This window comes from Bacillus sp. DJP31 (assembly GCF_049310945.1).
Taxonomy (GTDB): Bacteria; Bacillota; Bacilli; order Bacillales; family SA4; genus Bacillus_BS.
Window position 1 is genome coordinate 80,317 of the sequence record NZ_JBMERO010000013.1, and the last position, 22,488, is coordinate 102,804.

At 36.8% G+C, this 22,488-nt stretch carries 16 protein-coding genes, 6 pseudogenes and 1 riboswitch; of the genes and pseudogenes, 5 read left to right on the top strand and 17 right to left on the bottom strand.

Annotated elements, in window-relative coordinates; all coding sequences use genetic code 11:
* Window positions 1–62: 62 nt before the first annotated feature.
* Window positions 63–185 (bottom strand): bacitracin ABC transporter ATP-binding protein, encoded by a 123-nt coding sequence (locus tag ACOI1C_RS13640; protein ID WP_422511058.1) that lies wholly within the window; start codon window positions 183–185, stop codon window positions 63–65.
* Between the two features lie 149 nt (window positions 186–334).
* Window positions 335–461: riboswitch (cyclic di-AMP (ydaO/yuaA leader) on the top strand.
* A 149-nt stretch (window positions 462–610) separates the two neighbouring features.
* On the opposite strand from ACOI1C_RS13640, the gene ACOI1C_RS13645 reads away from it, so the two are divergent.
* Window positions 611–2,437 carry an APC family permease gene (locus tag ACOI1C_RS13645; RefSeq protein WP_422511059.1) on the top strand — a complete coding sequence of 609 codons (1,827 nt, stop codon included), beginning with the start codon at window positions 611–613 and terminating at the stop codon, window positions 2,435–2,437.
* A 177-nt stretch (window positions 2,438–2,614) separates the two neighbouring features.
* Here ACOI1C_RS13645 and ACOI1C_RS13650 read toward each other — a convergent pair whose 3' ends face one another.
* Both ACOI1C_RS13650 and ACOI1C_RS13655 read right to left on the bottom strand, forming a co-directional pair.
* Complete coding sequence (locus tag ACOI1C_RS13650; protein WP_422511060.1) at window positions 2,615–2,839, bottom strand: CBO0543 family protein; 225 nt, start codon at window positions 2,837–2,839, stop codon at window positions 2,615–2,617.
* 465 nt (window positions 2,840–3,304) lie between these two features.
* Window positions 3,305–3,646, bottom strand: coding sequence for a zinc ribbon domain-containing protein YjdM (locus ACOI1C_RS13655; RefSeq protein WP_422511061.1), 342 nt, complete (start codon window positions 3,644–3,646; stop codon window positions 3,305–3,307).
* A gap of 321 nt (window positions 3,647–3,967) precedes the next feature.
* On the opposite strand from ACOI1C_RS13655, the gene ACOI1C_RS13660 reads away from it, so the two are divergent.
* Window positions 3,968–4,876 (top strand): EamA family transporter, encoded by a 909-nt coding sequence (locus ACOI1C_RS13660; protein ID WP_422511062.1) that lies wholly within the window; start codon window positions 3,968–3,970, stop codon window positions 4,874–4,876.
* Here the strand turns inward: ACOI1C_RS13660 and ACOI1C_RS13665 are convergent.
* The 7 genes and pseudogenes from ACOI1C_RS13665 to ACOI1C_RS13695 all read right to left on the bottom strand — a co-directional run.
* Window positions 4,853–5,038, bottom strand: coding sequence for an RHS repeat-associated core domain-containing protein (locus ACOI1C_RS13665; RefSeq protein ID WP_422511063.1), 186 nt, complete (start codon window positions 5,036–5,038; stop codon window positions 4,853–4,855). The genes ACOI1C_RS13660 and ACOI1C_RS13665 overlap by 24 nt on opposite strands.
* 1,074 nt (window positions 5,039–6,112) lie before the next feature.
* Window positions 6,113–7,765, bottom strand: coding sequence for a methyl-accepting chemotaxis protein (locus ACOI1C_RS13670; protein WP_422511084.1), 1,653 nt, complete (start codon window positions 7,763–7,765; stop codon window positions 6,113–6,115).
* 893 nt (window positions 7,766–8,658) lie between these two features.
* Entirely contained in the window at window positions 8,659–9,174 is a 516-nt protein-coding gene (locus ACOI1C_RS13675) for a hypothetical protein (RefSeq protein WP_422511064.1), read from the bottom strand.
* A gap of 271 nt (window positions 9,175–9,445) precedes the next feature.
* Window positions 9,446–9,766, bottom strand: a complete 321-nt coding sequence (locus ACOI1C_RS13680) for a TnsD family Tn7-like transposition protein (RefSeq protein WP_422511065.1) — start codon at window positions 9,764–9,766, stop codon at window positions 9,446–9,448.
* 294 nt (window positions 9,767–10,060) lie between these two features.
* Window positions 10,061–10,498 (bottom strand): annotated as a pseudogene (locus tag ACOI1C_RS13685) (IS4 family transposase); the annotation flags it as partial.
* Window positions 10,464–11,036 (bottom strand): annotated as a pseudogene (locus ACOI1C_RS13690) (reverse transcriptase domain-containing protein); the annotation flags it as partial. The pseudogenes ACOI1C_RS13690 and ACOI1C_RS13685, both read right to left, overlap by 35 nt.
* A gap of 1,112 nt (window positions 11,037–12,148) precedes the next feature.
* Window positions 12,149–12,361 (bottom strand): annotated as a pseudogene (locus ACOI1C_RS13695) (HNH endonuclease signature motif containing protein); the annotation flags it as partial.
* 213 nt (window positions 12,362–12,574) lie between these two features.
* On the opposite strand from ACOI1C_RS13695, the gene ACOI1C_RS13700 reads away from it, so the two are divergent.
* From ACOI1C_RS13700 to ACOI1C_RS13710, 3 genes and pseudogenes are all read left to right on the top strand, one after another.
* The gene (locus ACOI1C_RS13700) at window positions 12,575–13,000 is read left to right on the top strand and encodes a Mu transposase domain-containing protein (RefSeq protein WP_422511066.1); all 426 of its coding nucleotides are present in this window, start codon (window positions 12,575–12,577) and stop codon (window positions 12,998–13,000) included.
* A 214-nt stretch (window positions 13,001–13,214) separates the two neighbouring features.
* Window positions 13,215–13,968, top strand: a pseudogene (gene istB / locus ACOI1C_RS13705) (IS21-like element helper ATPase IstB).
* An 85-nt stretch (window positions 13,969–14,053) separates the two neighbouring features.
* Window positions 14,054–14,182, top strand: coding sequence for a hypothetical protein (locus ACOI1C_RS13710; protein ID WP_422511067.1), 129 nt, complete (start codon window positions 14,054–14,056; stop codon window positions 14,180–14,182).
* Window positions 14,183–14,762: 580 nt separating this feature from the next.
* Here the strand turns inward: ACOI1C_RS13710 and ACOI1C_RS13715 are convergent.
* From ACOI1C_RS13715 to glmM, 7 genes and pseudogenes are all read right to left on the bottom strand, one after another.
* Entirely contained in the window at window positions 14,763–15,167 is a 405-nt protein-coding gene (locus ACOI1C_RS13715; RefSeq protein ID WP_422511068.1) for a hypothetical protein, read from the bottom strand.
* 106 nt (window positions 15,168–15,273) lie between these two features.
* Window positions 15,274–15,588, bottom strand: coding sequence for a DUF3238 domain-containing protein (locus tag ACOI1C_RS13720; protein ID WP_422511085.1), 315 nt, complete (start codon window positions 15,586–15,588; stop codon window positions 15,274–15,276).
* Window positions 15,589–16,595: 1,007 nt separating this feature from the next.
* Window positions 16,596–17,330, bottom strand: a pseudogene (gene dinD / locus ACOI1C_RS13725) (DNA damage-inducible protein D); the annotation flags it as partial.
* A 190-nt stretch (window positions 17,331–17,520) separates the two neighbouring features.
* A complete protein-coding gene (locus ACOI1C_RS13730; RefSeq protein WP_422511069.1) occupies window positions 17,521–17,730 on the bottom strand; it encodes a hypothetical protein in 210 nt (69 codons plus the stop codon).
* A gap of 13 nt (window positions 17,731–17,743) precedes the next feature.
* A pseudogene (locus tag ACOI1C_RS13735) lies at window positions 17,744–18,322 on the bottom strand (TnsD family Tn7-like transposition protein); the annotation flags it as partial.
* A 570-nt stretch (window positions 18,323–18,892) separates the two neighbouring features.
* Window positions 18,893–20,695 carry a glutamine--fructose-6-phosphate transaminase (isomerizing) gene (gene glmS, locus ACOI1C_RS13740; protein WP_422511070.1) on the bottom strand — a complete coding sequence of 601 codons (1,803 nt, stop codon included), beginning with the start codon at window positions 20,693–20,695 and terminating at the stop codon, window positions 18,893–18,895.
* Window positions 20,696–21,141: 446 nt separating this feature from the next.
* Window positions 21,142–22,488: a phosphoglucosamine mutase gene (gene glmM, locus ACOI1C_RS13745; RefSeq protein ID WP_422511071.1), complete on the bottom strand. Its 1,347-nt coding sequence runs from the start codon at window positions 22,486–22,488 to the stop codon at window positions 21,142–21,144.

Here is a 22,488-nt window from a genome sequence, read left to right on the forward strand (position 1 = left end):
CCGTTCAATTTTCACTGAAGGTGTTAATGAAATTGATTAACTTTTTTACTATAATTAACTGCTTATTCGATTTCCAAAGTAGGATCTTTACTCTCTTTTGCCGTATCTCCATAAAGATCATTTATCTCTTTTGCAAGTTCATCTAAGAATTCATCATCAAGTAAGGGACGACTTTGTTTAAACATACATATCATTCCTCCTTTTTCTTTATGAAATAACGTCATCTCATACATTATTTCCAACCACAACATTTCTATTATCAAGGAATATAGGATTTTTTTAAAATTATCGTTTACATTTACCATTTACAGGAGTACTATTATCACAGTTTCGTATTTCTAAATCGCTGAAACTTTGTAGTGCGGGGGAACCAAATACTAGGGGTGAATCCTTAAAAAGGTAGGGCAACTCAAAGGCCCGAATCCGACAGCTAACCTCGTAAGCGTTATATGAGTAGGAAAGTGGAACTTGTCCGACTAGATTTTATACGTCTACAGGTCTATTATCTAATGACTTGAGGGCGTTTTTTGTTGTCTTTTTATATAGTGAGTTTTTATTCAATATCCGGGAAAAATAAACTATTAATAATCTTACTTAGTGGGTGAAAGCAGTGATATCTTCTATAAAACGTTTCTTAATCGGACGACCATTAAAATCAACTGAGCTGGGTGAGCAGAGGCTTAACAAAAAGAAAGCTTTAGCTATTCTTTCCTCTGATGCCTTATCTTCTGTTGCCTATGGACCTGAGCAAATATTAATTGTACTCATTACGGTGGGTGCAGCAGCCTTCTGGTATTCCATACCGATCGCATTTGGAGTTTTAATTTTACTAACGGCCTTAATTTTGTCCTATAGACAAATTATTTATGCTTATCCTCAGGGTGGTGGAGCCTATGTAGTTTCGAAGATGAATTTGGGGACAAATCCCGGGCTAATCGCCGGTGGTTCCTTGTTGGTGGATTATATCTTGACTGTAGCAGTAAGTGTGTCAGCTGGTACCGATGCTATTACATCTGCTTTTCCAGCCTTACATAATTATAATGTAACCATTGCCATTATTTTTGTTTTTCTCCTGACAATCCTTAACTTAAGAGGAGTTACTGAATCTGCCTCTATTTTAGCGTATCCAGTATATTTATTCGTTGTTGCCCTATTCATATTGATTGGGGTCGGTATCTACAACATAGTAACTGGCCAAGTATCTCCTGAATTACATACACCCATTGGTACACCAATAGTAGGTATCAGTTTATTTATTCTATTAAAAGCCTTTGCATCAGGAAGCTCTGCATTAACTGGTGTGGAAGCTATTTCAAATGCCATACCAAATTTCAAAGAACCATCTCCTAATAACGCGGCTAAAACATTAGTTGCGATGGGAACTTTACTTGCTATATTATTCTCTGGGATTGTGCTTCTTGCCTATTACTACGGAGTTACTCCAAGTGGTGAAGTGACAGTTGTTTCACAAATTGCTGAACAAACATTTGGTCGAAATTTCATGTATTTCTTTATTCAAGGGACGACGGCCTTAATTCTCATTCTTGCCGCGAATACTGGCTATACGGCTTTTCCGTTGCTAGCAGTTAATCTTGCCAAAGATAAGTTTATTCCAAGAATGTTTACTGTGCGTGGGGATCGATTAGGCTACTCAAACGGTATTATCATCCTTGCTCTTGCCTCAATCGTTCTAATAGTTGCCTTTAAAGGACAAACTGAGCATCTTATCCCACTCTATGCAGTAGGTGTATTTATCCCCTTCACCTTATCCCAAACAGGAATGATTGTTAAGTGGGTCAGGGAAAAACCAAATGGGTGGATTCCAAAGCTAATCATCAACTCAGCTGGTGCTATTATTAGCTTCTTGGTTACCGTGATGTTCTTTATAACAAAGTTCTCACAAGTATGGTCGATTTTATTTTTCTTACCTATCATAATCATCTTGTTCCATAGAATTAGAAGACACTACGAAGCACTCGGAGATCAATTGCGACTGACTACCTGTGAACCAAGTAAGCCAATTGAAGGGAATGTAATCATTGTTCCAGTGGCAGGCATTACTCATGTCGTTGAGAACTCACTAAACTATGCAAAATCGCTTTCCGCTCATCAAATCATTGCTGTTTACGTAGCGTTTGAAAGAGAAGACGAAAAGAAATTCGAAGAAAAATGGAAGAAATGGCAGCCAGATGTTCGATTGGTGACTCTTCACTCCCAATACAGAAGTATTATTCATCCTTTAACCAAGTTCGTTGATACAGTCGAGCATAAAGCGAGTGAATCAAACTACCAGGTTACAGTGATCATTCCACAGTTCATCCCTAAAAAAGGATGGCACAATATTCTACATAACCAATCAAGCATACTGATTCGTTCATTCTTGCTATACCGAAGAAATGTAGTGGTTACAACCGTGCCATATCATTTGAAAAAATAAAGAAAGGTGCTTCTACTTTGTGTAGAGCACCTTTTTAATATTTAACTAGCTTAGTATCCTTCTTTTAAACGAACTAAATTTCTCCCTTCTACTAATATAGTGTGCTGATAAATAGATTGCGATTTGTATGGGAACAGAGAAGCTGTATCTCCATCTTAAAGTGTCATATATCTGTAATCAACTGATAAATGGCTCTGATATATACGATGTCAGCAAAGTAAAAAGGACAGCCTTAATAATAGGGTTTACATGTGGTTTGACTTGCGAAAAGAACATAATTGTAACTGGCATTAGTGTAATATCCCAAGGGAAATAGGACGGCAGGACAGGCAGGACATTAAACCGATAATGCCATATTCCTAATTGATCCCCTAATACATCCAATACTAGAGAAACTGTCATCACAAAGAAACCTACACAACAAACGATCCCTGCTATTCTTATTTCTGAAGACGAACCAAAGTATCCAAGGTACAATCGAGAGTGCGACCCCAAACCACCATAATCCAGAGAATAATACATCTTCTTGCCAAATCTCAACCTTCTTCTGAATAAGTACATCTATTTGAGACAAATTTTCTCATTATATAGTTGGACAATTTCATCTTTACTCTTCAAAGCATTAACCTCTATAATTTCGAATTCAAAATTGTATGTATAGAGTTACCTCTTAGTTAATCATTTTCATAACTGGAATTGATTATGTACCATGTTTCAATGAACAATTTTTTCTTACAAAAGTATCAGCCTGTCCTCGCTAGATCCTTTGGACCTTTACTATATTTCCTAAAATTTAAAAAAACCAAGCATTTACAGGAATTATTCCTACCTCTGCTAGGTCTCTATACAACTCAAAAAACACCACATTTATATCTTTTTAACAAATTCAGACTTTAAACTCATCGCTCCAAAACCATCGATTTTGCAATCTATATCGTGATCCCCATCAACCAACCGTATATTTTTCACTTTTGTACCTATTTTTACGACGGAAGAACTTCCTTTTACTTTCAGATCTTTGATGACTGTCACAGAGTCACCATCGTTTAAGACATTTCCATTTGCATCTTTGGTAATCTTTTTATCTTCAACGTTTTCAACTTCGGAATCTAAACTCCACTCATGACCACATTCTGGGCAGATTAAAAGACTACCATCCTCATACGTATATTCTGAATGACATTTTGGGCAATTTGGCAAATCTGGCATAAGTATATTTCCTCCATCATTTCTATTTGGTAATTATGGCTATAATAATCTACCTAAGTTCCTGTTACCATAATATATTGTCATAGTAATACCCTATTAACAACCCCGGCCACTTTGAAAATAGTTAGCCCTAATTAGCAATGTAAGATTGTAATTAACCTATTTTCTAGATATAATTCAATTTGATTGATTAATAATAAAATCTTTTTGATGTTGTGGACTTTTCTAGAGGAAACTCTATTTTTCGCCACACGATTGTCGAAGGACAATTGTGTGGTTTTTTTTGCGTTTATTAATTTGATAAAAGGTGGGAATTTATAAATGAAAACATGGCATTACGCTTTACTTGTATTTATTGGTGGATGCAGCTTTGGGATATTATCTACGTTTGTGAAGCTTGCTTACTCTGCTGGTTATGTAATGGCTGAGGTAACGGGGAGTCAAGTTTTGTTTGGTACATTGATTATTTGGATGGTGACTATTTTTACAAAAAAGAAAAAAGTTAGTTTGAATCAAACCCTTAAAATTATGTTAGCTGGAATACCGATGGGATTAACAGGGTTGCTTTATTATCAATCTTTACAAACGCTCGATGCATCATTGGCCATTATCTTTTTATTTCAATTTATTTGGATTGGAACATTGATTGAATGGGTCTACTATAAAAGAATCCCCTCATCTGGTAAGGTTCTTTCTATTGTAATACTTCTTTCCGGATCCATTTTAGCAGCTGGATTTTTAGGAGAAAGTGTTCAATCTTTATCTTGGCAAGGAGTTATTTGGGGATTACTTTCTGCTTTTACTTTTTCACTTTTTATTTTTTTTAGCAGCATTATCGGCAATCATGTGCCCGCTGTTCAAAAAAGCGCACTTTTTTCAACAGGTGCTCTGATCATTACCTTTTTATTATTTCCACCAGTTTTTCTAATTGATGTACCGACCTTAGTAGGTGTAATGCCTTATGGGTTAATTTTAGGTATATTCGGTGTCGTTTTGCCACCGTTATTCTTTTCGATTGGAATGCCACATGTTGGACCTAGTCTTGGAACCATTTTAACTGCTTCTGAACTGCCCGTTGCTATTATTATGTCAGCCTTTGTATTATCAGAGGATGTTGGTCAGTTGCAATGGCTTGGTGTTGCTCTAATATTAGGAGGAATTGTAATTGGGAATTTAAAACGGAAGAAGGATGCAGGAACCTTAAAATCATTGAGCAAACTTAGTGTGTAAATGAAAGATATTTATAAATCTTACTGGGTTACCCTCTGCATAACTGTACAGATTCATTAAAGGAATAACATCCCTCGTCAAAAACCTCCCTGTATCTGGAGTATAATACCGAGCCTTCAAACAAATAATAATGATCTGTCTCCTCGTCGTAAAAATAACCAACGTAACGAAATGGATTAACTTCTCTCAGTAGCTCTCCGTTTCCTGTGGTAGTGGTGCCTTCACTTGTTAAGAGAACTCCGAACGCGTCGTATTTATAATAGACAACACGGTTCCCATTAGAGTCTCTGAGCTCTATAACATCGCTATGGCTGTTTCGGATGTAGTAGTATGTCTTCTTCGTTGTTCCTGTGTGATCTGTCATACTCACAAGCATTCCAGATGCTGTGCGCGTGAATGACTAGTTAAGCTTTTCGTTTCCGTCTGTGATGTACGACAGTTCTCTTGCAGAATAGAAGTATTTCTCTGTTTTGACTGGGGTTGTTTTCTTTGAGCGCAGCCCTTCATGATTATACTCGTGGCTTGCTACAAGAGACCCAGACAACGTTTTGACTTCAACAAGTTGGTTTGCTGGATTGTACTGGTATTGAAAGCGATCGTCTTTTAAGAGGTTTCCATTTTCATCGTATTGAAATGGAATACCGTTAACGGAAACAATTTCATTTGCTGGGTTTTACTGATACTCTGCAATGACGGTATTGGAACTCTTTTTCGCTGTTCGGTTATTTAATAAGCCGTAAGTGCCTGTGTATTCATAAGAGAAGCTGTGCGCAATTACATTATTTGGATCGTAGTGAATTTCTTTTAGTAGGAGGTTACAGCTGTATCATAATACTCAATACGGCTACCACCACCTGAAGTCACTTCCGTTCGGTTACCGTTATCGTCGTACTTTAATTAATGTTCTAGATATCTCTGGTCATCACGGCTGTTTACGTAATAAACGAGTTGACCTCCTGCATTATACTCCAAAGGGAAGTGCCAGGCACTATCCGTACAGCTACACCAAAAGAACTTTTTCAGAAGAAAAGTGCCACAGAAAAGTGCCAGGCATCATCCAGAAACTGGATGGTGCCCGGCGCCGGATGTTATCTTTGCAGTACACTACTTGTGTTTTGGTTGGATGTAGTTCAAGTTTACATTCGTTCATCCTCATATTTAAGGATTCAAGTAATCTCATTGCTTCACTTTATTGGTCCCAGGCACTATCCCCTGGCACTTAATTTTCTTGACTTTTTAAACCTTAAACCTGTTAACTAGCTCTTTTAAATCATCAGCAAGCTTTGACAACGAATAGGCAGATGCGGAAACTTCCTCCATCGATGCAAGTTGCTCTTGTGCTGATGCTGCAACATTTTGAGTGTGCATTGATGTCCCTTTTGATATTTCAGTTATTCCTATTACAGTTGAGGTTACTTCCTCTGAACTTGCCGAGATTTCTTCGGCTGTTGCTGCCATATCTGTGATTTGCGAAGAAAGTTCCTCCATAAAACCAAGAATTTCTTTAAAACTACCTTCTGTTTGTTGAACGATGACCAAACCGTCTTTTACATCAATTGCTACCTGTTCGATTGAGCGATTAGAACGAGTCATATCTTGCTGAATTTCATGTATTAAGCTAGAAATTTGTGAAGATGATTGTTGGGATTGCTCTGCTAATTTTCGAACCTCATCGGCAACCACCGCAAATCCTTTTCCATGTTCACCAGCTCTTGCTGCTTCTATAGCAGCATTCAAGGCTAGTAAATTCGTCTGTTCAGCAATTCCTGAGATTACTTTTGTGATATCTCCAATTTCTTTTGAACGCTGTTCTAATAATTTAATAACTTCCCCACTTTCATTTACCGAAAGACTAATTGCGTTGATTTGTAGAACGGTATTAGTAACGAAGGCTTCACCATCTTTTGCTTTTTGAGTAGCTAGAGAACTAACCTCAGATATGGAAGAAGCGTTTTCTGCAATGGATTGAACCCCTTTTGAAACTTCTTCTAAAGCAGTTGAACTTTCTTCGACACTCGATGTAGAGTGTTCTGCCCCTTTTGCCACTTCTTGAATTGATTCTGTAATCAATTCTGTTGCCTTACTCGTTTGTTCAGAACTAGCAGTCAATTCTTCTGAAGAAGAAGCTACCAACTCTGAAGTCATAATCACTTCATTCATTATTTTCTTAAAATTTTCAGACATAAGGTTAAAACTTATAGAGAGATTGCTTAACTCGTCACCGGTGTTGTCATGAAGTTGAGAGGTAAAATCACCGTCCCCTGCTAACTCTAGTGCAGTAGTGATGTTCGTCAATCTCTTCTTAATTCTCCATGTAAACCAATAGATCAATATAAAGGATAATCCAATCATGATAACAAGTACCGTTAAAAACTTAACTAAGAATGATGATAATATTGTATTAATGATTTGTTGGGAAGCCCCTACATATATAATACCGATTACTTCATTACTTGCATTTTTTAAAGGCATATAGGCAGTCTGATACTGATTTCCTGCCACATCCGCTTCTCCGTAATAATTTTCTCCTCTTTTCAGTACTACATCAATTACTTCTTGAGAAACTTGGGTACCAATTGCTCGTTCCCCATCGATCATTACGTTGGTAGTTACCCGTGTATCACCATGAAAAACAGTTACAGTATCCCCTGTGTCGTTTCCAATAATATCAACGATTTCAAAATTTCCATTAATTAAGGTTTTCCCCTTATATAGTTGCTCCCCTTTAATGTTCCAATCACCGGGATACTCACTGTCTACATACCTATTCGCTAAAGCCAAATCTCCTTTTGCTTTTTCAATAGCAAATTCTTTAATTCCATTTGTAATTTCTTGATAAACGACAAAACCTATAATCGAGGATAAAGAAAGAATAACAGCTAGAACCATAAGATTAATTTTAGTGCCTAATTTAAACTTCAACACAATCACCTCTAAATTTTTTTTAACAGAATTAATTCAGTAAAGATTTGATAATATTAGTGCTTAATTCATCACTTCTTTCAAAAATAAAAACGCATTCGAACAAGAGATTACCAATCCTTTTTTTTCGAATGCGTTTCCTAGTAAGAGGCAGAATTCCTTCAACAATACACCAATTTACACATATTCACACCAAAGTTGTGGTAAGCAACAGGTTCGCTATCCTTTTTCAACTACCTTAAGTGCATTTAGTTTAAAACTTCCATAACCATTTATATATATTTCTCTAGTTTCAACGCTCCACCTTAATGATTATATTTGAGCTAGTCTATTATTACTATAGTAGTATTAGACTGTTTTAGTTGAAATACATAACCCAACTTTTTCTTTTTATTTCCATGGACTTATTATTGTACTTGTTCGTATTTAATTATTGCCAAAGATAATGATAAAAATGTCCAGTTGAGTTGTTAGATTATTAAAAACACTAAAAGCAGATGCAGACAAGAAAATAAATTTAAGATAACAATATTTCTAATTATCATGTAGGTGATAATTATGTTTTTACAACCGATGCTTCTTGAAGTTGCTCCTGAAAATTTAGAGCATAACAATTTAGGAAAATAGTCTTTCGCTCCTGAAAAAACCGCAAATGAAGTTTGCTCGAAACAGTCTTTGGTAAAACTAGGTGGGGATTATTTAGGCGTACAAAAGAATTGACTGAGGTGTTTATTCAAAGAGAAAACAAATACACGAAACGGTCAAAAAAACTCGAAGTTTTATATGAAATTAATAAAGATAAAAAGCTTAGTGAATTAATTCACTAAGCTTTTTGTCTTATTCTAGTAAATGAATTGACTCTAAAACCTATATTCATTAAGATAGAAGTTTATTTTAATTTCTTCTGACTCAAGAATATACCTTACTAAACCTTCAAATTGAACAGCTTTAATACCTAAAGATGCTAATCTCATTGGATGCCAAGGAGCTATTATTGACATAGGTTGATTTCCATCTACTTGGACATTACCAATATTTAAAATTGGTTGCCAAAGATCAACTCTATTAATGTCACTTGATGCATGCTCCTTTAACACGTTAAGAAGATCATCATATGCATTGCATTGAAGTAGTAGTGTATCGGATGAGAGACCCTCTATAAGAAAGTCTTTTATTGATTGTTTATATAGGTTAGAGAAATTATTCCATGCTTTATTTATTTCCTCGAACCCATCCCTTAATAGACGCCCTTCATCAAGAGCTCTTTTTAAGTTTGTATTAAATTGTTTACCTATATCACTATTTGAATTGTGAACTCCAACTAAAGAACCTCTATTTTGGCGATATACAGCATGAAGAGTTCCAACATCATTCAATGATATCCCCTGTAATTTCCAATATACAAGGAGAAGGATAATATTCCAAGGCGATCTAAATTATTCAAGCGTAATCAGCTTGTAGAATCAGTGGAGAAATTTCAGATCAGGATAAGAAACATAGCTAGTCGACTCCCTCAGAATCACCATCTATATTAAGGTTAGACCTAAGATATTCGGTCGCAACTTTTCCAATTAAATCTAGCTCATTCATCTTATTCCCACCTTTGCAAATGGATTCTCTACGTATGCACAGGCATCTGACAATCTTTTAAGAAGTCGCTTTAGTCAAGGGAAGTTTTTCTAACTGGTTATACAATGTTGACAATGAACCTAATCTACGACCAATTTCATTCTTAGTAACTCTTATTATCTTGTCTCTCTCCAATAAAATCTCATCAATAATTTCTACTATTTGTGTAGCCATCTCCCTATCTCGATTCTCCCAGTCAATCCGTACTAGAGACCTATTTCGAGAATTCTCCTTACCTGTAGGATAGGAATTTTTTAACCATTCCATATCATTTCTGTATAGCCACATATAGATTTTAGGATTTAACAAGCGTATCTCCGTTATAGGTCTCTTCACCATAGTTTGTGATTCACACAGAATTCTGACAGTAATTTAGCTAGACTAATGCCTCTCAAACTCTCTCCTTCTTCTTCTTACAGACTAGCCAGTTGATTGAAAAGAAGCGGTCAAGTGCTTTCCTTGAGGGTTTCTTTTCAATCAACTAAAATGACCAAATTAATGAAGAAGGAGAGGCTAGGACACCTGTTTATTATAACTTAAGTTTCGCACCCCTAAAACCAATGTTTTCAAGCTACACTTTCCGTCGATATCCTTTGCTACGAAAAGGTTCTTATTTCATTCCATTTTGGCCCATTAAGCCGCTTTATCGTCCTCAAATAATTGATTCCCCAAAAAGGAGCTCTCGAATAGCTCCTTTATATGTACATATTCAGGTGATGTCTTAAAGGCTTGAATGTCAACTGCTCCCGATTCTGTAATCGCGGCAATGACAACATCCAAAAGCTCCTCAAACAGGTTCCATAGTCGTTCAGCTATATTCTTTTCCACCATCTGATCCTTGATTACCTCAAACAACCCGCCCAATGTTTCATAGTCGTTCATCCTGCGATATTAGGCTAAAAAGGAATACAAAATATACGTTGTTGTTACATGGGCAATTTGGGCATCAAAGTTCTGAGACTGGCATTTACCTAATCGAAGAAGTTGTTTGGTCTCTTTGAAAAAAACCTTAATCGTCCAGCGCACTGAATAGACTTCCAACATTTCGAGGAAGGTCAAAGAGTAGTGTGTGATTAATATTATCGAAAAATCCTTGGATATCGATATCTACTACGAAGTGGAGATTGCCACTATTTATAAGATGTTTTGCTCTAGCAATTGCGTGATGGGTAGACCGTAAGGGTCTGAATCCATAGCTATGCTTATAGAATTGTGCTTCAACAATCGGCTCTAAAACTTGTTTAAAGCATTGCTGAATAATTCTATCAATCATGCAAGGAATGCCTAGTGGACGTTTGTCACCATTCGGTTTAAGTATAAGGACTCGTCTAACCGTCTTTGGTTGATAATTTGTAAGTTTGGATTGAATTAAGCTAACAAGTCTCTCTTGTTTTAAGTCCTTAAAGTCGTTAATAGTTAATCCATCCGTGCCTGCTGTCATAGAACCCTTATTTGTTTTGATTGAACGATATGCTAAAAGGATATTTTCTCTTGAAGTAATAACATCATATAACCTAGAGAAATCTTCCTTATTTTTCGCTCTCTCGTAGAAATCGCTGAAAGTATCCGTTAGCTTGTAATACTCCCAGTACCGTAATGTTGTTTGCATGATGGATCCTCCCTTCGGGGGACATTTTCCATCTTCATACCTGATCCTTGCAATTCTTTTAGAAAATCAGTTTTCCTTTTTAAAGACTCGGGGCTATTCCTTCACTTCCATTACAAAAGCTTCATTGGTCATACCCCTACTCTCACAAGAGTAAATACATTTCGGATTACTCCTTATAGTAACCGTCAAGGTGACAGCCCTTTACGACGTTCCTTGCTTTCCTTGTTCCTACTATCCTAGCTTTCCATTAATGTCGTTAGGTGGTTTCTCTAAGCCTGTAAGTCTTTTCAGTACCTTTGTCTACTGAACGAATTTCATAACGGGCATTCTTACTCTCCGTTAACTTACCTAGTATATAAACTAGTAATGGTTTTCACACATTATAAGGTTTTAGACCCTTACATTCGAAACTTTGTCAGACATAATGGTCATTCTCACCATAGACAAATTATAGCCATCCGACCTATCTCTAACCATGTCTTCTAATTAATGATGATTTAGGTTAGATTCAGCCGACTTTACCTAGCTTCAAACCTCTTATTCCTGTCAAATAAGACGCATGTAGGAGTATCAATGTATCTGTTTCGGAAAAACATGGTTTCATCATTCCAGATATCAGATAGTAAGTTAGATTTAATAGTAGATAAACCCCAGCTTTTCCCGTAATTTATCGGTTATAGCTGAACAAGTCACACACCCTTACCTTCGGAAGTTTGTCTGTTCTTTTCTATAAGAAGATTCTCACCATATCTAGTTTTTCAGCCATCCGGCATATCCATTTGCATACCTTTTCCGTGAGGAGTGGCTTCAGCCTTTGTTCTGCCGACTTCACTTGAGCTTCAGACCCCATAATCTGTCTATTATGACGCATGCAAGAGTATCAATGGGATAGTTTCAAAAAACATGGTTTTATCATTCCTATCCTCGTTATAAAGTTAGAATTTCCAAAGAAATCCCTTGTTTTTTCACACATTGGTGCTTATAACAAAACTTGTCGCGCTGCTGCGTTAGTTTAATAGCAATAGGTAAGACTTTGATGCAATCTCCATCTTTTCCCCTGCTCCACACCCAACGTGCGATTTTCACCGCATTAGGCGTTCCATCTTATTCTTTTAGACTAAAGCAACTAAATTACAAACTTTACGAAATTGGTTTAGCTTCTTCAATTGTTTTCCATTTAATTGAAGAACGTTCCTATATCGTTCAATCGTCTTTTCACTTGTGGCATGGATTAATCTATGGACATCTTTATGTACGATTACAAGATTATTAAACTCATCTGTACCTCCCATTTGTCGGGGTAACTTATGATGACAGTGTACCTGATTAGATGTTATAAAAGTACACTTTGGATAGCTGGCTTCTACATGAATGGGTGTGAAAACTTCTGTTGGGTTGATATCAAGGACGTTACAGTAGTGAATAATCCAACCAAGAGTTAAATTTAATTTACCTTTTTCAGCACTAGAAATGCGGAAGCATGGAAAAAATTAGAGGAATTCAACTATCGTCCCTTTACACGTAAGGAAGGTTGTCGAATGTCGGCATTTGAAGAAGAGGAGAAATTTGCGCTTTCTCCTCTTCCGTTTACGCCTTATAAAATGTCTCAATGGAAGACGGCAAAAGTGCGACCTGATTATCACATCTCTACCGAAAGCATGTTTTACTCCGTTCCATATGAGTACATTAATCAACAGGTAGAGTTAAAGATTTCTGACGACCTAGTAGAGATCTTTTTCAATCATATGCGGGTCGCCTCCCATAAACGATTATATGGGAAGTTCGGTCAGTTATCCACCGTTCGTGACCATATGCCAGATAACCACAAGCTGTTTATGGATCAGACACCCGACACCGCGATTGAATGGGCTACAGACATCGGACCAGCAACTTTGCATGTCATTCGTTATATTTTGGATACTTCGGCTGCGAAAAACAAGCAATACAATCTATATTCTCCTTAAATAAATCAGAGCGTCGTTACACAAAATATGAAAAAGAGCGTGCTTGTAAAATGATTACATCCATGACTAAAAGACCTACGGTCCAAAGTATACAAGCCCTCCTCAAAAGCAATAAAAAGAATGACGCAGAGCAGGAATTGAAACGTAAAACAGAAAGTAACGAAAACGATTACAGCTTCACACGTGGAGCTTCTTATTATGGGGGGAAAAATAAATGATGAATGATCAAACATTATCCAAATTACACGAAATGAAATTGAACGGTTGGCAGAGGCTTATCAAGAACAAGCAAGTAACAAGGAATACCAAAAAATGAGTTTTGAGGATCGCTTTTCATACTTATTGATTTGGAACATTCCCGTCGGAAAAGCAATCGACTTCAACGCTTAATTAAAGCAGCAACCTTTTTAAATTCAAATGCATGTATTGAAGATATAGAATATTATCAAGATAGAAGACTTGAAAAGGAATTAATATTGAGACTTGCGAGTGGTGCTTATATCCTTGATGGCCACAATATCATATTGAAGGGACCGACAGGTTCAGGGAAAACATTCCTCGCCTGTGCATTTGGTGTATCTGCCTGTCGACAATTCCATACTGTGAAATATATCCGGTTACCTGAGTTACTGGATGAACTGTCACTTGCGAAATTAGCAGCGGACGGAAGCTACCGAAAGTGGATTAAAAAATACACAAATGTCGATCTTCTTATACTTGATGAATGGCTTCTAACCGATTTATCGACGGATGAAGCAGCCATTCTACTAGAAATAGTGGAGTCTCGTCATAAGACAGCATCCACTATTTTCTGTTCACAAATTGATCCTAGTGGATGGCATTTGAAATTGGGTAACGAAACCATTGCGGAGGCTATTTTAGATCGTATCATTCACGACTCCTACCAAATTCTCATAGATGGTGATGTTTCAATGCGTGAGCGTCATGGATTAGGCACGGAAGCTTGATATGTCTATTATGACAATAAAAGATCTAAGTAGAATTTAAGAGTACTATTATTTAATAGGGTACAAGGAGTGGTATCCGTTCCCTATGGAACTTAAGAAGAAACTACTGATTATCTACGGAGAAGAGCCTTCCCCTCACACCTGGACTGAGCAGGTTATTCATGAGGGTAGTAGAAAAACTATCATTGAATACTTTGAGCAAAATAATACGTAACGAATTATAAAGCAGACGTAACAGCTTATCAACTTGGTAAACTGTTACGTCTATTTACAATTGGTAAACACATTTGGCGACCAATGGTACATTTCTTGGCGTTAGCTGGTAAAAAAGATGGCACAAGCGGTAAAATCGAGTGGCCGTAATCAGTTAATAAAATTGGGGCTTCAGCTAGTGCTAAGAATATACAGTAAGTATCCCATAAACATTAGCTACCCTATACTGAATATTTCAGTCATCTTTTCTGACAAAAACGTCCCTATCAACATTTCACCAGATAAACAAGCTAATAAAATTCCATAGTAGCTTGCGTCATTAGAAAGAGCTTTTCAAATACTTGGGAAAACGACATTTATACCCGAGAGAAAAAAGGCCATGCCTATTCCAGGCATGGTCAAAGTCGATAAGAACATAAATGATAAACTAAACACTTTTATAGCGAACAAATCTACTATAGGTAGCAACACATATTTTTCGTATAATTCTTGAATCTTATACTATAGTAGGAATACGGATAGTTTATGACGAGCGATAAGATATTTTACTCGTCGCATATTTGTTGAGAGTTAGCAAATCGCTACCCCATATTGATGTTAAATTTTTCGGTGAATTTTCTTCTAAAGAAATAATTTAATTCTATCGGGAAGAAGAATAAAAATGTGCTTACTAAAAAGAGTTGTATACTTACTTTCATAGTATAAAAAAAGTATTCATTATTTATATTGCTTAAATTCATATAAAATCCAGTAAAAATAACAGCTGAAACTATAATTGAAATTAAGTAAACAACCAATCTTTTCTTATAACCCTTCTTTTTTGTGAAAAATGATAACGGAAGGTAGACAAAGATATAGAGAATAGGAACTATTACAACACCAATAATAAAAAAGTATTCTTCTTTTATTTCAAATGATATTGAATAACAATAACTAATTACCAAAAATACTAAAGAAATTACTATTGCGTATATTAACTTCCACATTTCCAATTACCTCTTCCCTCAAAAAAATATATTACGATAAGATTAGTAAATAAATCCAAAATAATCAACTATTTATTCCTTGGATAACAACAAATTAAAATAGATATTAATTTGTTACTTCCACTGCCTTGTCTAATGGTGCAAATAAGTTTTTCGGATCTGCTCCTGGAGTGGTAGAAGGATTGTAAGTATAAATTGTTCTAGACGCTAGAGAACCTGTTTTCCGATAAATTTCATATGCAGGAAAACCATCATGTTCTAAGTAAAGATATGATGTACCTGTTACGGTTCCAGAACTCTTATATAGTTTTACAATGCCTACTGCATCAATAGCTGGAGCGACAGTTTCACAAGGATTGGAAGCTGAAAGATATATGTTAAAGCCTACAGAAGTAGATGTGTATGACCTGCTGTTTTCTATCCAAAGTAATCACTCCTGTCTTCCTCCTAACAATATGTGTTAGGAGTATTCTCTTACAGAAGTGGCTCAGTTTTCAAGTGCTATGGTGGCTCACTTTTAAGTTAACAAAGCTGTACTCACCGATGGATTGTTTCTCCTTCCTTGCGGAAAATCCCATCATCTTACTCGACCCTGTGAGTTTCATTTAGTTATGTTAGTTTTCAAAGAGAAGACTTGGGACGGAAACCTCTGCTGCAGATTGTGGTACTCCTACCCCATCTCCGTTTGACACTGCGTTCGCAGCATACGCCTTTCGAGCGTATTAATTTCTAGACCCGTACATTCGCAAGTTCGTCAGTCCATTTAGACATTCTCACCATAGATATTTTGTAGCATCCCGACCTATCACAAACCATATTCTAGATAAGCAACTTAGGTTCATTTCAGCCGACTTTACCTAGCTTCATACACGTTCTAACTACTATCATTATGTGCATGTAGGAGGATCAGATAACTCGTTTCAGCTCAACATGACGGCTTTCATTCCGAGTTTCAATTAATCAGTTGTAATTGCTTAATAGCAATTCTCCTATTTCGTGCTTTGGCACATATAAGGAAACGTTTCGCGCAGTACATTTTTTCACAAACTTCGATATATCATTTCAATGATTTCTATAAATTCAGTTTACACTGAACTATTTAATTAAGTAAGTCCTTTTACAACGATACACCCTTTAGATAAAAAATCCAAAGAGGTAAAGCTTTGCAACTTTTTTTAAAACGTCGCGACTTTATTCAAAACATCTCATCTTTTTTATAAACATCGTGACTTTATTTCAAACCAACACATCTATGTTGGTTGACAACAAAGTTGGGTACTGTGAAACGCTGAATCCCGCATTCTTACGTTTAAATTTTCATTTTGTAAAAAAGAAAGCCGGGTACCGCCTTTTTTTCATCTTTACAACAAAGTCGGGTACTCGACTACTATTAAAAATAGCATTGGAATAAAATCCAATGCTATTTCTTTATTTTTCCCCATCATTCAATTGCCTTTGTAATTTTCTTTCAACTGATTTAATACTTTCTTCAGCTTGTAGATCCTCTGGCATTGTTCCGCCCAATTCACTTATTGTTTGTCTTACTTTTTGACCTACCTCGTAATGTGTTTTATTGGCTCTTCCTTTACCAATAATGTTTTCTCTTCTTAATTTTTCCTCTGTTTGAGTAGCTCTAAAAAGATTAGCTGCTAACTCTGTACTGCCCATATGGTCTAGAATTTTTTGTGATTTTTTTAAGCCTTTAATTTCATGTATTTCTTTAACACCGAATCCACCATATAACCCTTTATATCCATGGTTTTGGAAAACAGCAAAATCAAGACTTGTTTTAACTCCTGCATCATTCGCAGCATCTGCCAAAGCAGAATTGTGTTTTTTCATCTCATTTCTTAACATTAAGCGTTTTTCTTCTTCTGATGCCTGTTCAAATACTTCTTGTTTCCTTGTTTGAACAGCAAAATAGGTTTGACCTAAGGCGACCATTTCTTTAGAAGGATCGGCATTCTGTATAATTAGGTAGCAAGCATACCGAGACAATTTTACGCTTGATAATTCCCTCGTTGCACCCGACCCAATATGGACCATTTCGGTGACATCAACAAAATGGTCTTCGACATCTTGTCCACTATTCGAACAGGATACTTTTGCCTTTTCAACTACCGAAGTGAAATTTCTATAATCTTGATACCCAAGGATTTTTCCTAAATCTCTGGATGATCAATATTCATTTCCACTTTCATCTGTCTTTCTAACTTCTTCAAAAGCTGAATTACCGCCATCAACATGTTGTAAATCCTTGTCCACTAATATCCCCCTAAAAAAACAGATACATCCATTTTACCATGAATAACAAGGTAATAGTTTTATCCTTCAAACAAATGATCTGTGTAATCTATGATTTAGGAACAGTGTCATATTCCGTTACTTTTATTGAAATTAATCTTTTGACTTCGTTTGAAACAGTCGGTCGAAGTCCTGCTTTTCTGTAAATCTGCCATTCAATGATTGGCTTTCCCTCTTCTTTTAATTTGTTAATCCTGAATTCAACCCTTCTCTTTTGGAATGCAACTGTATCTTCTGATACTTTACAGATATACTCCATCGTTTTGGGGAGCTTATCCCTGTAATAACGATAATTCGTTTATTTTTTTACCGATAGAAGTTACCGTAATCTTCGTTGGCTTTTCAGCATCCATGTCCCAATTTCGGACCACTATCTTCACCTGTTTTAACATCTCTATATCCCGCTTTTCCCAATCCACCCGTTGATTAGGGGTTTGGATTCTCTTCTTTACAGGAGAGTATTCATTAAGGAATTCTGGATCATTACCATACAAATAGGCATACACATCAGGAGCCATCTTCCTCAGTTCAGTTTTTGATTTTTCAGGGTATTCATCCTGAAGTTCCAGCCATGTGTTTTTTCTTTCATTTAATTGTGTTTCATAATCTTCCAAAGCATCGTTTACACTTTTCTTTTCAACTTTCGGCAACTTCCATGGTACTTTTAATTCCAGCTCAGCAGCATATTTTTTGACTGTCGAACGATCTGCCTGCAATTGTCTTGCTATTTCTGTAAGGGAATTGCCTTCGTTAACAAATTCAGTCAGTCTTTCTTTCCAAACATGACCATATTCTTTTATCGTACCGATACGATACTTGTCTTGTTTGTTTTGATCAGGTCCTCTCCTCGAAAAAACAAAACCTCAATCACAGATCAATGTTCCAACTGGTTTCCTTGTATCATAACAAATGGTTAAAGTGGACATCGACATTCTGAGTGATCGTATTTTTAGAGTAAGAAATTACGCTTTAGAACAATTAAAATAAATAAACCATCAGGGTTATTATTTAAAGCATGGTGTATTCCATGCTTTTTTTAATCCCTATTTATATAGATATCCCTGCATGTTGTTTTCCAGCATCAAAAAAGACCCGTTCTATAAAAAACTAGACCCAGTCTTCAATGATAGATCTTTTTTGTTAATGACAGAAGGCAAAGATTCAAACGGAACCTATACTTTAATGACCCTAAGGGTTTATAGATATACACCTTTTTCAAAAACAACAATGTTTGAGAAATAGCCAAACAAAAAAGACCCAACCCTGAAATAGGATTGAGTCTTGGTTGGTCAATTTTTTATCTTTACTTGTTGAAAAACATTTTGACGTCAGTACCCGACTTTCTTGTCTAGTACCCAACTGTGTTGTCTAGTACCCGACTTTGTTGTCATTCAACAATCTATCAACAACTAAACACCTAATTACTCCACCGTCACACTCTTCGCCAAATTCCTTGGCTTATCAACGTCACATTCTCTGTGAAGGGCAGCATAATAAGAAATCAACTGAAGCGGCAGAACAGATACAAGTGGTGTAAATAGCTCATGAACCGCTGGAACCACATAACGGTCATCAGCTTCTTCTAACCCTCTCATTGAAATGATACAAGGATTAGCTCCACGTGCCACAACTTCTTTAACATTACCACGGATCCCTAGGTTGACGATTTCTTGTGTGGCTAGGGCAATAATTGGTGTACCATCTTCAATTAACGCAATCGTTCCGTGCTTTAATTCTCCACCTGCGAAGCCTTCTGCTTGGATGTAAGAGATCTCTTTTAGTTTAAGAGCTCCTTCCATGCCTACGTAGAAGTCAATTCCTCGGCCAATAAAGAAACAGTTACGTGTTGTTGCTAGGAAGTCACGAGCGATTTGCTCCATTTCTTCTTTGTCATCACATAATGTTTCCATTGCACTTGCAACGATACCAAGCTCTTTGCTTAGATCGAAGTCTAGTTCAATCCCTTTTGCTCGTGCTGTATCGCGAGCTAAGATGGCTAGAACGGCAACCTGGGCTGTATATGCCTTTGTAGAGGCTACTGCAATCTCAGGACCTGCATGGAGTAATAGCGTAAAGTCTGCTTCACGTGATAGTGTAGATCCTTTAACATTAGTTACAGTCAGTGCTTTATGGCCCATTGCTTTAATCTCAACTAACACAGCACGGCTATCGGCTGTTTCACCACTTTGAGAGATGAAAACGAATAATGGTCTTTCAGAAAGTAATGGCATGTTATACGAAAATTCACTTGAAATATGAACTTCTACTGGGATTTTTGCGATTTTTTCGATATATTGCTTTCCAAGTAGTCCAGCATGATAGCTCGTTCCCGCTGCAATGATATAAACACGGTCTGCATCTGTCATAGCTTGACGGATGTCAGCAGCTACAGTTAGCTCTCCGTTGTCATTTTGGTAATTTTGGATAATTTTACGAACAACAAGTGGCTGCTCGTCAATTTCTTTTAGCATGTAGTGAGGATACGTTCCCTTTTCGATATCACTAGCATCAAGCTCAGCAGTATAAGGTGCACGCTCAACTACAGTTCCCTCTAGGTTTTTAATGGTCACAGATTCACGAGTTACAAGAACAATTTCTTTGTCCGTTAGTTCTACATATTGATTTGTTACTTGTAGCATCGCCATAGCATCACTTGCTACAACGTTAAAGCCTTCACCTAATCCAACAAGTAATGGACTTTTATTTTTTGCAACATAGATTGTATCTTGGTCTTGTTCATCTAATAAGGCAATAGCATAAGATCCTTTTAGGAGCTTTAATACCGCTCTAAATGCTTCTTCTACGTGAAGTCCTTTGTTAACATTCTGCTCGATTAATTGAACAATCACTTCAGTGTCCGTATCACTTTGGAAGCTTACACCCTTTAAATAATCACGCTTAAGGTGATCATAGTTTTCAATAACACCATTATGAACAAGTGTAAAACGTCCATTTGTGCTTTGATGTGGATGTGAGTTTACTCTATTAGGCACACCATGTGTCGCCCAACGTGTATGACCAATGCCAACTGGAGCATTTACAGATAAATCAACAGCTTCACGTAACGTTGCAATACGACCCTTTTCTTTAAAAACATGAACACCGTTTCCGTCTACTACAGCAATTCCTGCTGAGTCATAACCACGATATTCAAGTTTTTCTAGACCTCTTAATAAAATCTCTTTTGAATCCTGCTGACCAATATATCCTACTATTCCGCACATATATAAACTTCCTCCCTAGAGGGGCATGGAAGTGGGGCCCCATGCCCCTTTATCATCATCATTTTTATGTGGTCATTTCCTCACGTTTGTACAGAAAGTCACCTCTCTGATTTTAGTGAAGAATTTCGGCTGTGACAGCTGTCAGCCGGGAGGTATCCGCCGAAAATCTCGATAACCCTCCTCCTCGTCAACTACACCTTATCGCTCAGGAGTAGTTCAGGCGCTTTTAAATCTTTGGTAACCTTACGATCCACCTTTCTATATTTGAATCAAAATCATAAGGATAATCATACACAGAAATAGTATATACGTCAATTAAAAACCATTATTTTACATAGTTTCTTTTTTTCTGTAGATGTGCAGATTTTCCATATTAACTAAAATATGCATAAGTGAGCGCTTTGTCTCTACTTATGCATATCTTGAGAGTATTGCATGTTATTTGTTTATGCTGTTCCCATTTCTTTTGTGACAACCGCAACAATTCTATCTACGACTTCACGACAAATTTCTTCAGTCTGGGCTTCTGCCATTACCCGAACCAATGGCTCTGTACCTGATGGACGAACAAGAATCCGGCCATTTCCATTCATTTCTGCTTCTGCTTCTCTGATTGTCGAAGCAATTAGTTCATTTTCCATGACTTTATGTTTATCCTGCACTCGAACATTGACCAATAATTGAGGGAATTTTTTCATTTCTCCCGCTAACTGAGATAATGGTTTTTTCGTTGATTTCATGATATTCACAAGTTGGATTGCTGAGAGCATACCATCTCCTGTAGTATTGTAATCAAGGAATATTAGATGACCGGATTGTTCTCCGCCTAGGTTGTAGCCACTCTTTTTCATTTCTTCTACTACATAACGGTCACCAACAGCTGTTTGGATACTTTGAACACCGTGTTCTTCTAATCCTTTATAAAAGCCTAAGTTACTCATCACAGTAGATACAACCGTTTGATGCTTTAATTGTCCATGTGTTTTTAAATATTTGGCACATATGAACAAAATTTGATCTCCATCTACGATTTGACCTTTTTCATCAATTGCAATGAGTCGATCACCATCTCCGTCAAAAGCAAGACCAATATCTGCACCTTTTTCCAAAAGAAAAGTTGCCAATTTTTCAGGGTGAGTGGAGCCAACCCCTTCATTAATGTTTAATCCATTTGGTGAATTACCCATAGTGGAGATATCTGCGTCTAAATCAGCAAATAAATGCATAGCCAGGGAAGAAGTCGCACCATGTGCACAATCTAAGGCAACATGTATCCCAGAGAAATCATCATCCACTGTTTGCTTTAAAAACTGTAAATACTTTTGACCACCTTCAAAGTAATCGTTTACTTGTCCTAAATCTCCACCTACTGGACGTGGGAGCCTATCTTCTGTTTGGTCAAGCAAGTCTTCTATTTCTTTTTCTTGATCATCCGAAAGCTTAAAGCCGTCAGATCCAAAGAATTTAATACCATTATCCTGAACGGGATTGTGAGATGCTGAAATCATGACTCCAGCTTGTGCTCCTGTAGCTTTTGTTAAAAACGCAACTCCAGGTGTTGAGATCACCCCAAGACGCATGACTTCTGCTCCAATTGACAATAAGCCAGCCACTAAAGCACCTTCAAGCATATGTCCAGATATACGAGTATCTCTTCCTATTAATACCTTTGGACGATCTTTATCTTTTGTTAAAACATATCCTCCGAAGCGGCCGATTCTAAAAGCCAATTCGGGCGTTAACTCACTATTGGCCACCCCACGTACACCATCCGTACCAAAATATTTACCCAT

Bases quoted from the DNA above. Each gene is read 5' to 3' on its own strand.
- ACOI1C_RS13640 (WP_422511058.1), bottom strand. From the start codon at position 185: ATGTTTAAACAAAGTCGTCCCTTACTTGATGATGAATTCTTAGATGAA.
- ACOI1C_RS13650 (WP_422511060.1), bottom strand. From the start codon at position 2,839: ATGACAGTTTCTCTAGTATTGGATGTATTAGGGGATCAATTAGGAATA.
- ACOI1C_RS13655 (WP_422511061.1), bottom strand. From the start codon at position 3,646: ATGCCAGATTTGCCAAATTGCCCAAAATGTCATTCAGAATATACGTAT.
- ACOI1C_RS13660 (WP_422511062.1), top strand. From the start codon at position 3,968: ATGAAAACATGGCATTACGCTTTACTTGTATTTATTGGTGGATGCAGC.
- ACOI1C_RS13670 (WP_422511084.1), bottom strand. From the start codon at position 7,765: ATGGTTCTAGCTGTTATTCTTTCTTTATCCTCGATTATAGGTTTTGTC.
- ACOI1C_RS13680 (WP_422511065.1), bottom strand. From the start codon at position 9,766: ATGGTGAAGAGACCTATAACGGAGATACGCTTGTTAAATCCTAAAATC.
- ACOI1C_RS13700 (WP_422511066.1), top strand. From the start codon at position 12,575: ATGTCGGCATTTGAAGAAGAGGAGAAATTTGCGCTTTCTCCTCTTCCG.
- ACOI1C_RS13710 (WP_422511067.1), top strand. From the start codon at position 14,054: ATGGAACTTAAGAAGAAACTACTGATTATCTACGGAGAAGAGCCTTCC.
- ACOI1C_RS13715 (WP_422511068.1), bottom strand. From the start codon at position 15,167: ATGTGGAAGTTAATATACGCAATAGTAATTTCTTTAGTATTTTTGGTA.
- ACOI1C_RS13730 (WP_422511069.1), bottom strand. From the start codon at position 17,730: ATGGAGTATATCTGTAAAGTATCAGAAGATACAGTTGCATTCCAAAAG.
- glmS (WP_422511070.1), bottom strand. From the start codon at position 20,695: ATGTGCGGAATAGTAGGATATATTGGTCAGCAGGATTCAAAAGAGATT.
- glmM (WP_422511071.1), bottom strand. From the start codon at position 22,488: ATGGGTAAATATTTTGGTACGGATGGTGTACGTGGGGTGGCCAATAGT.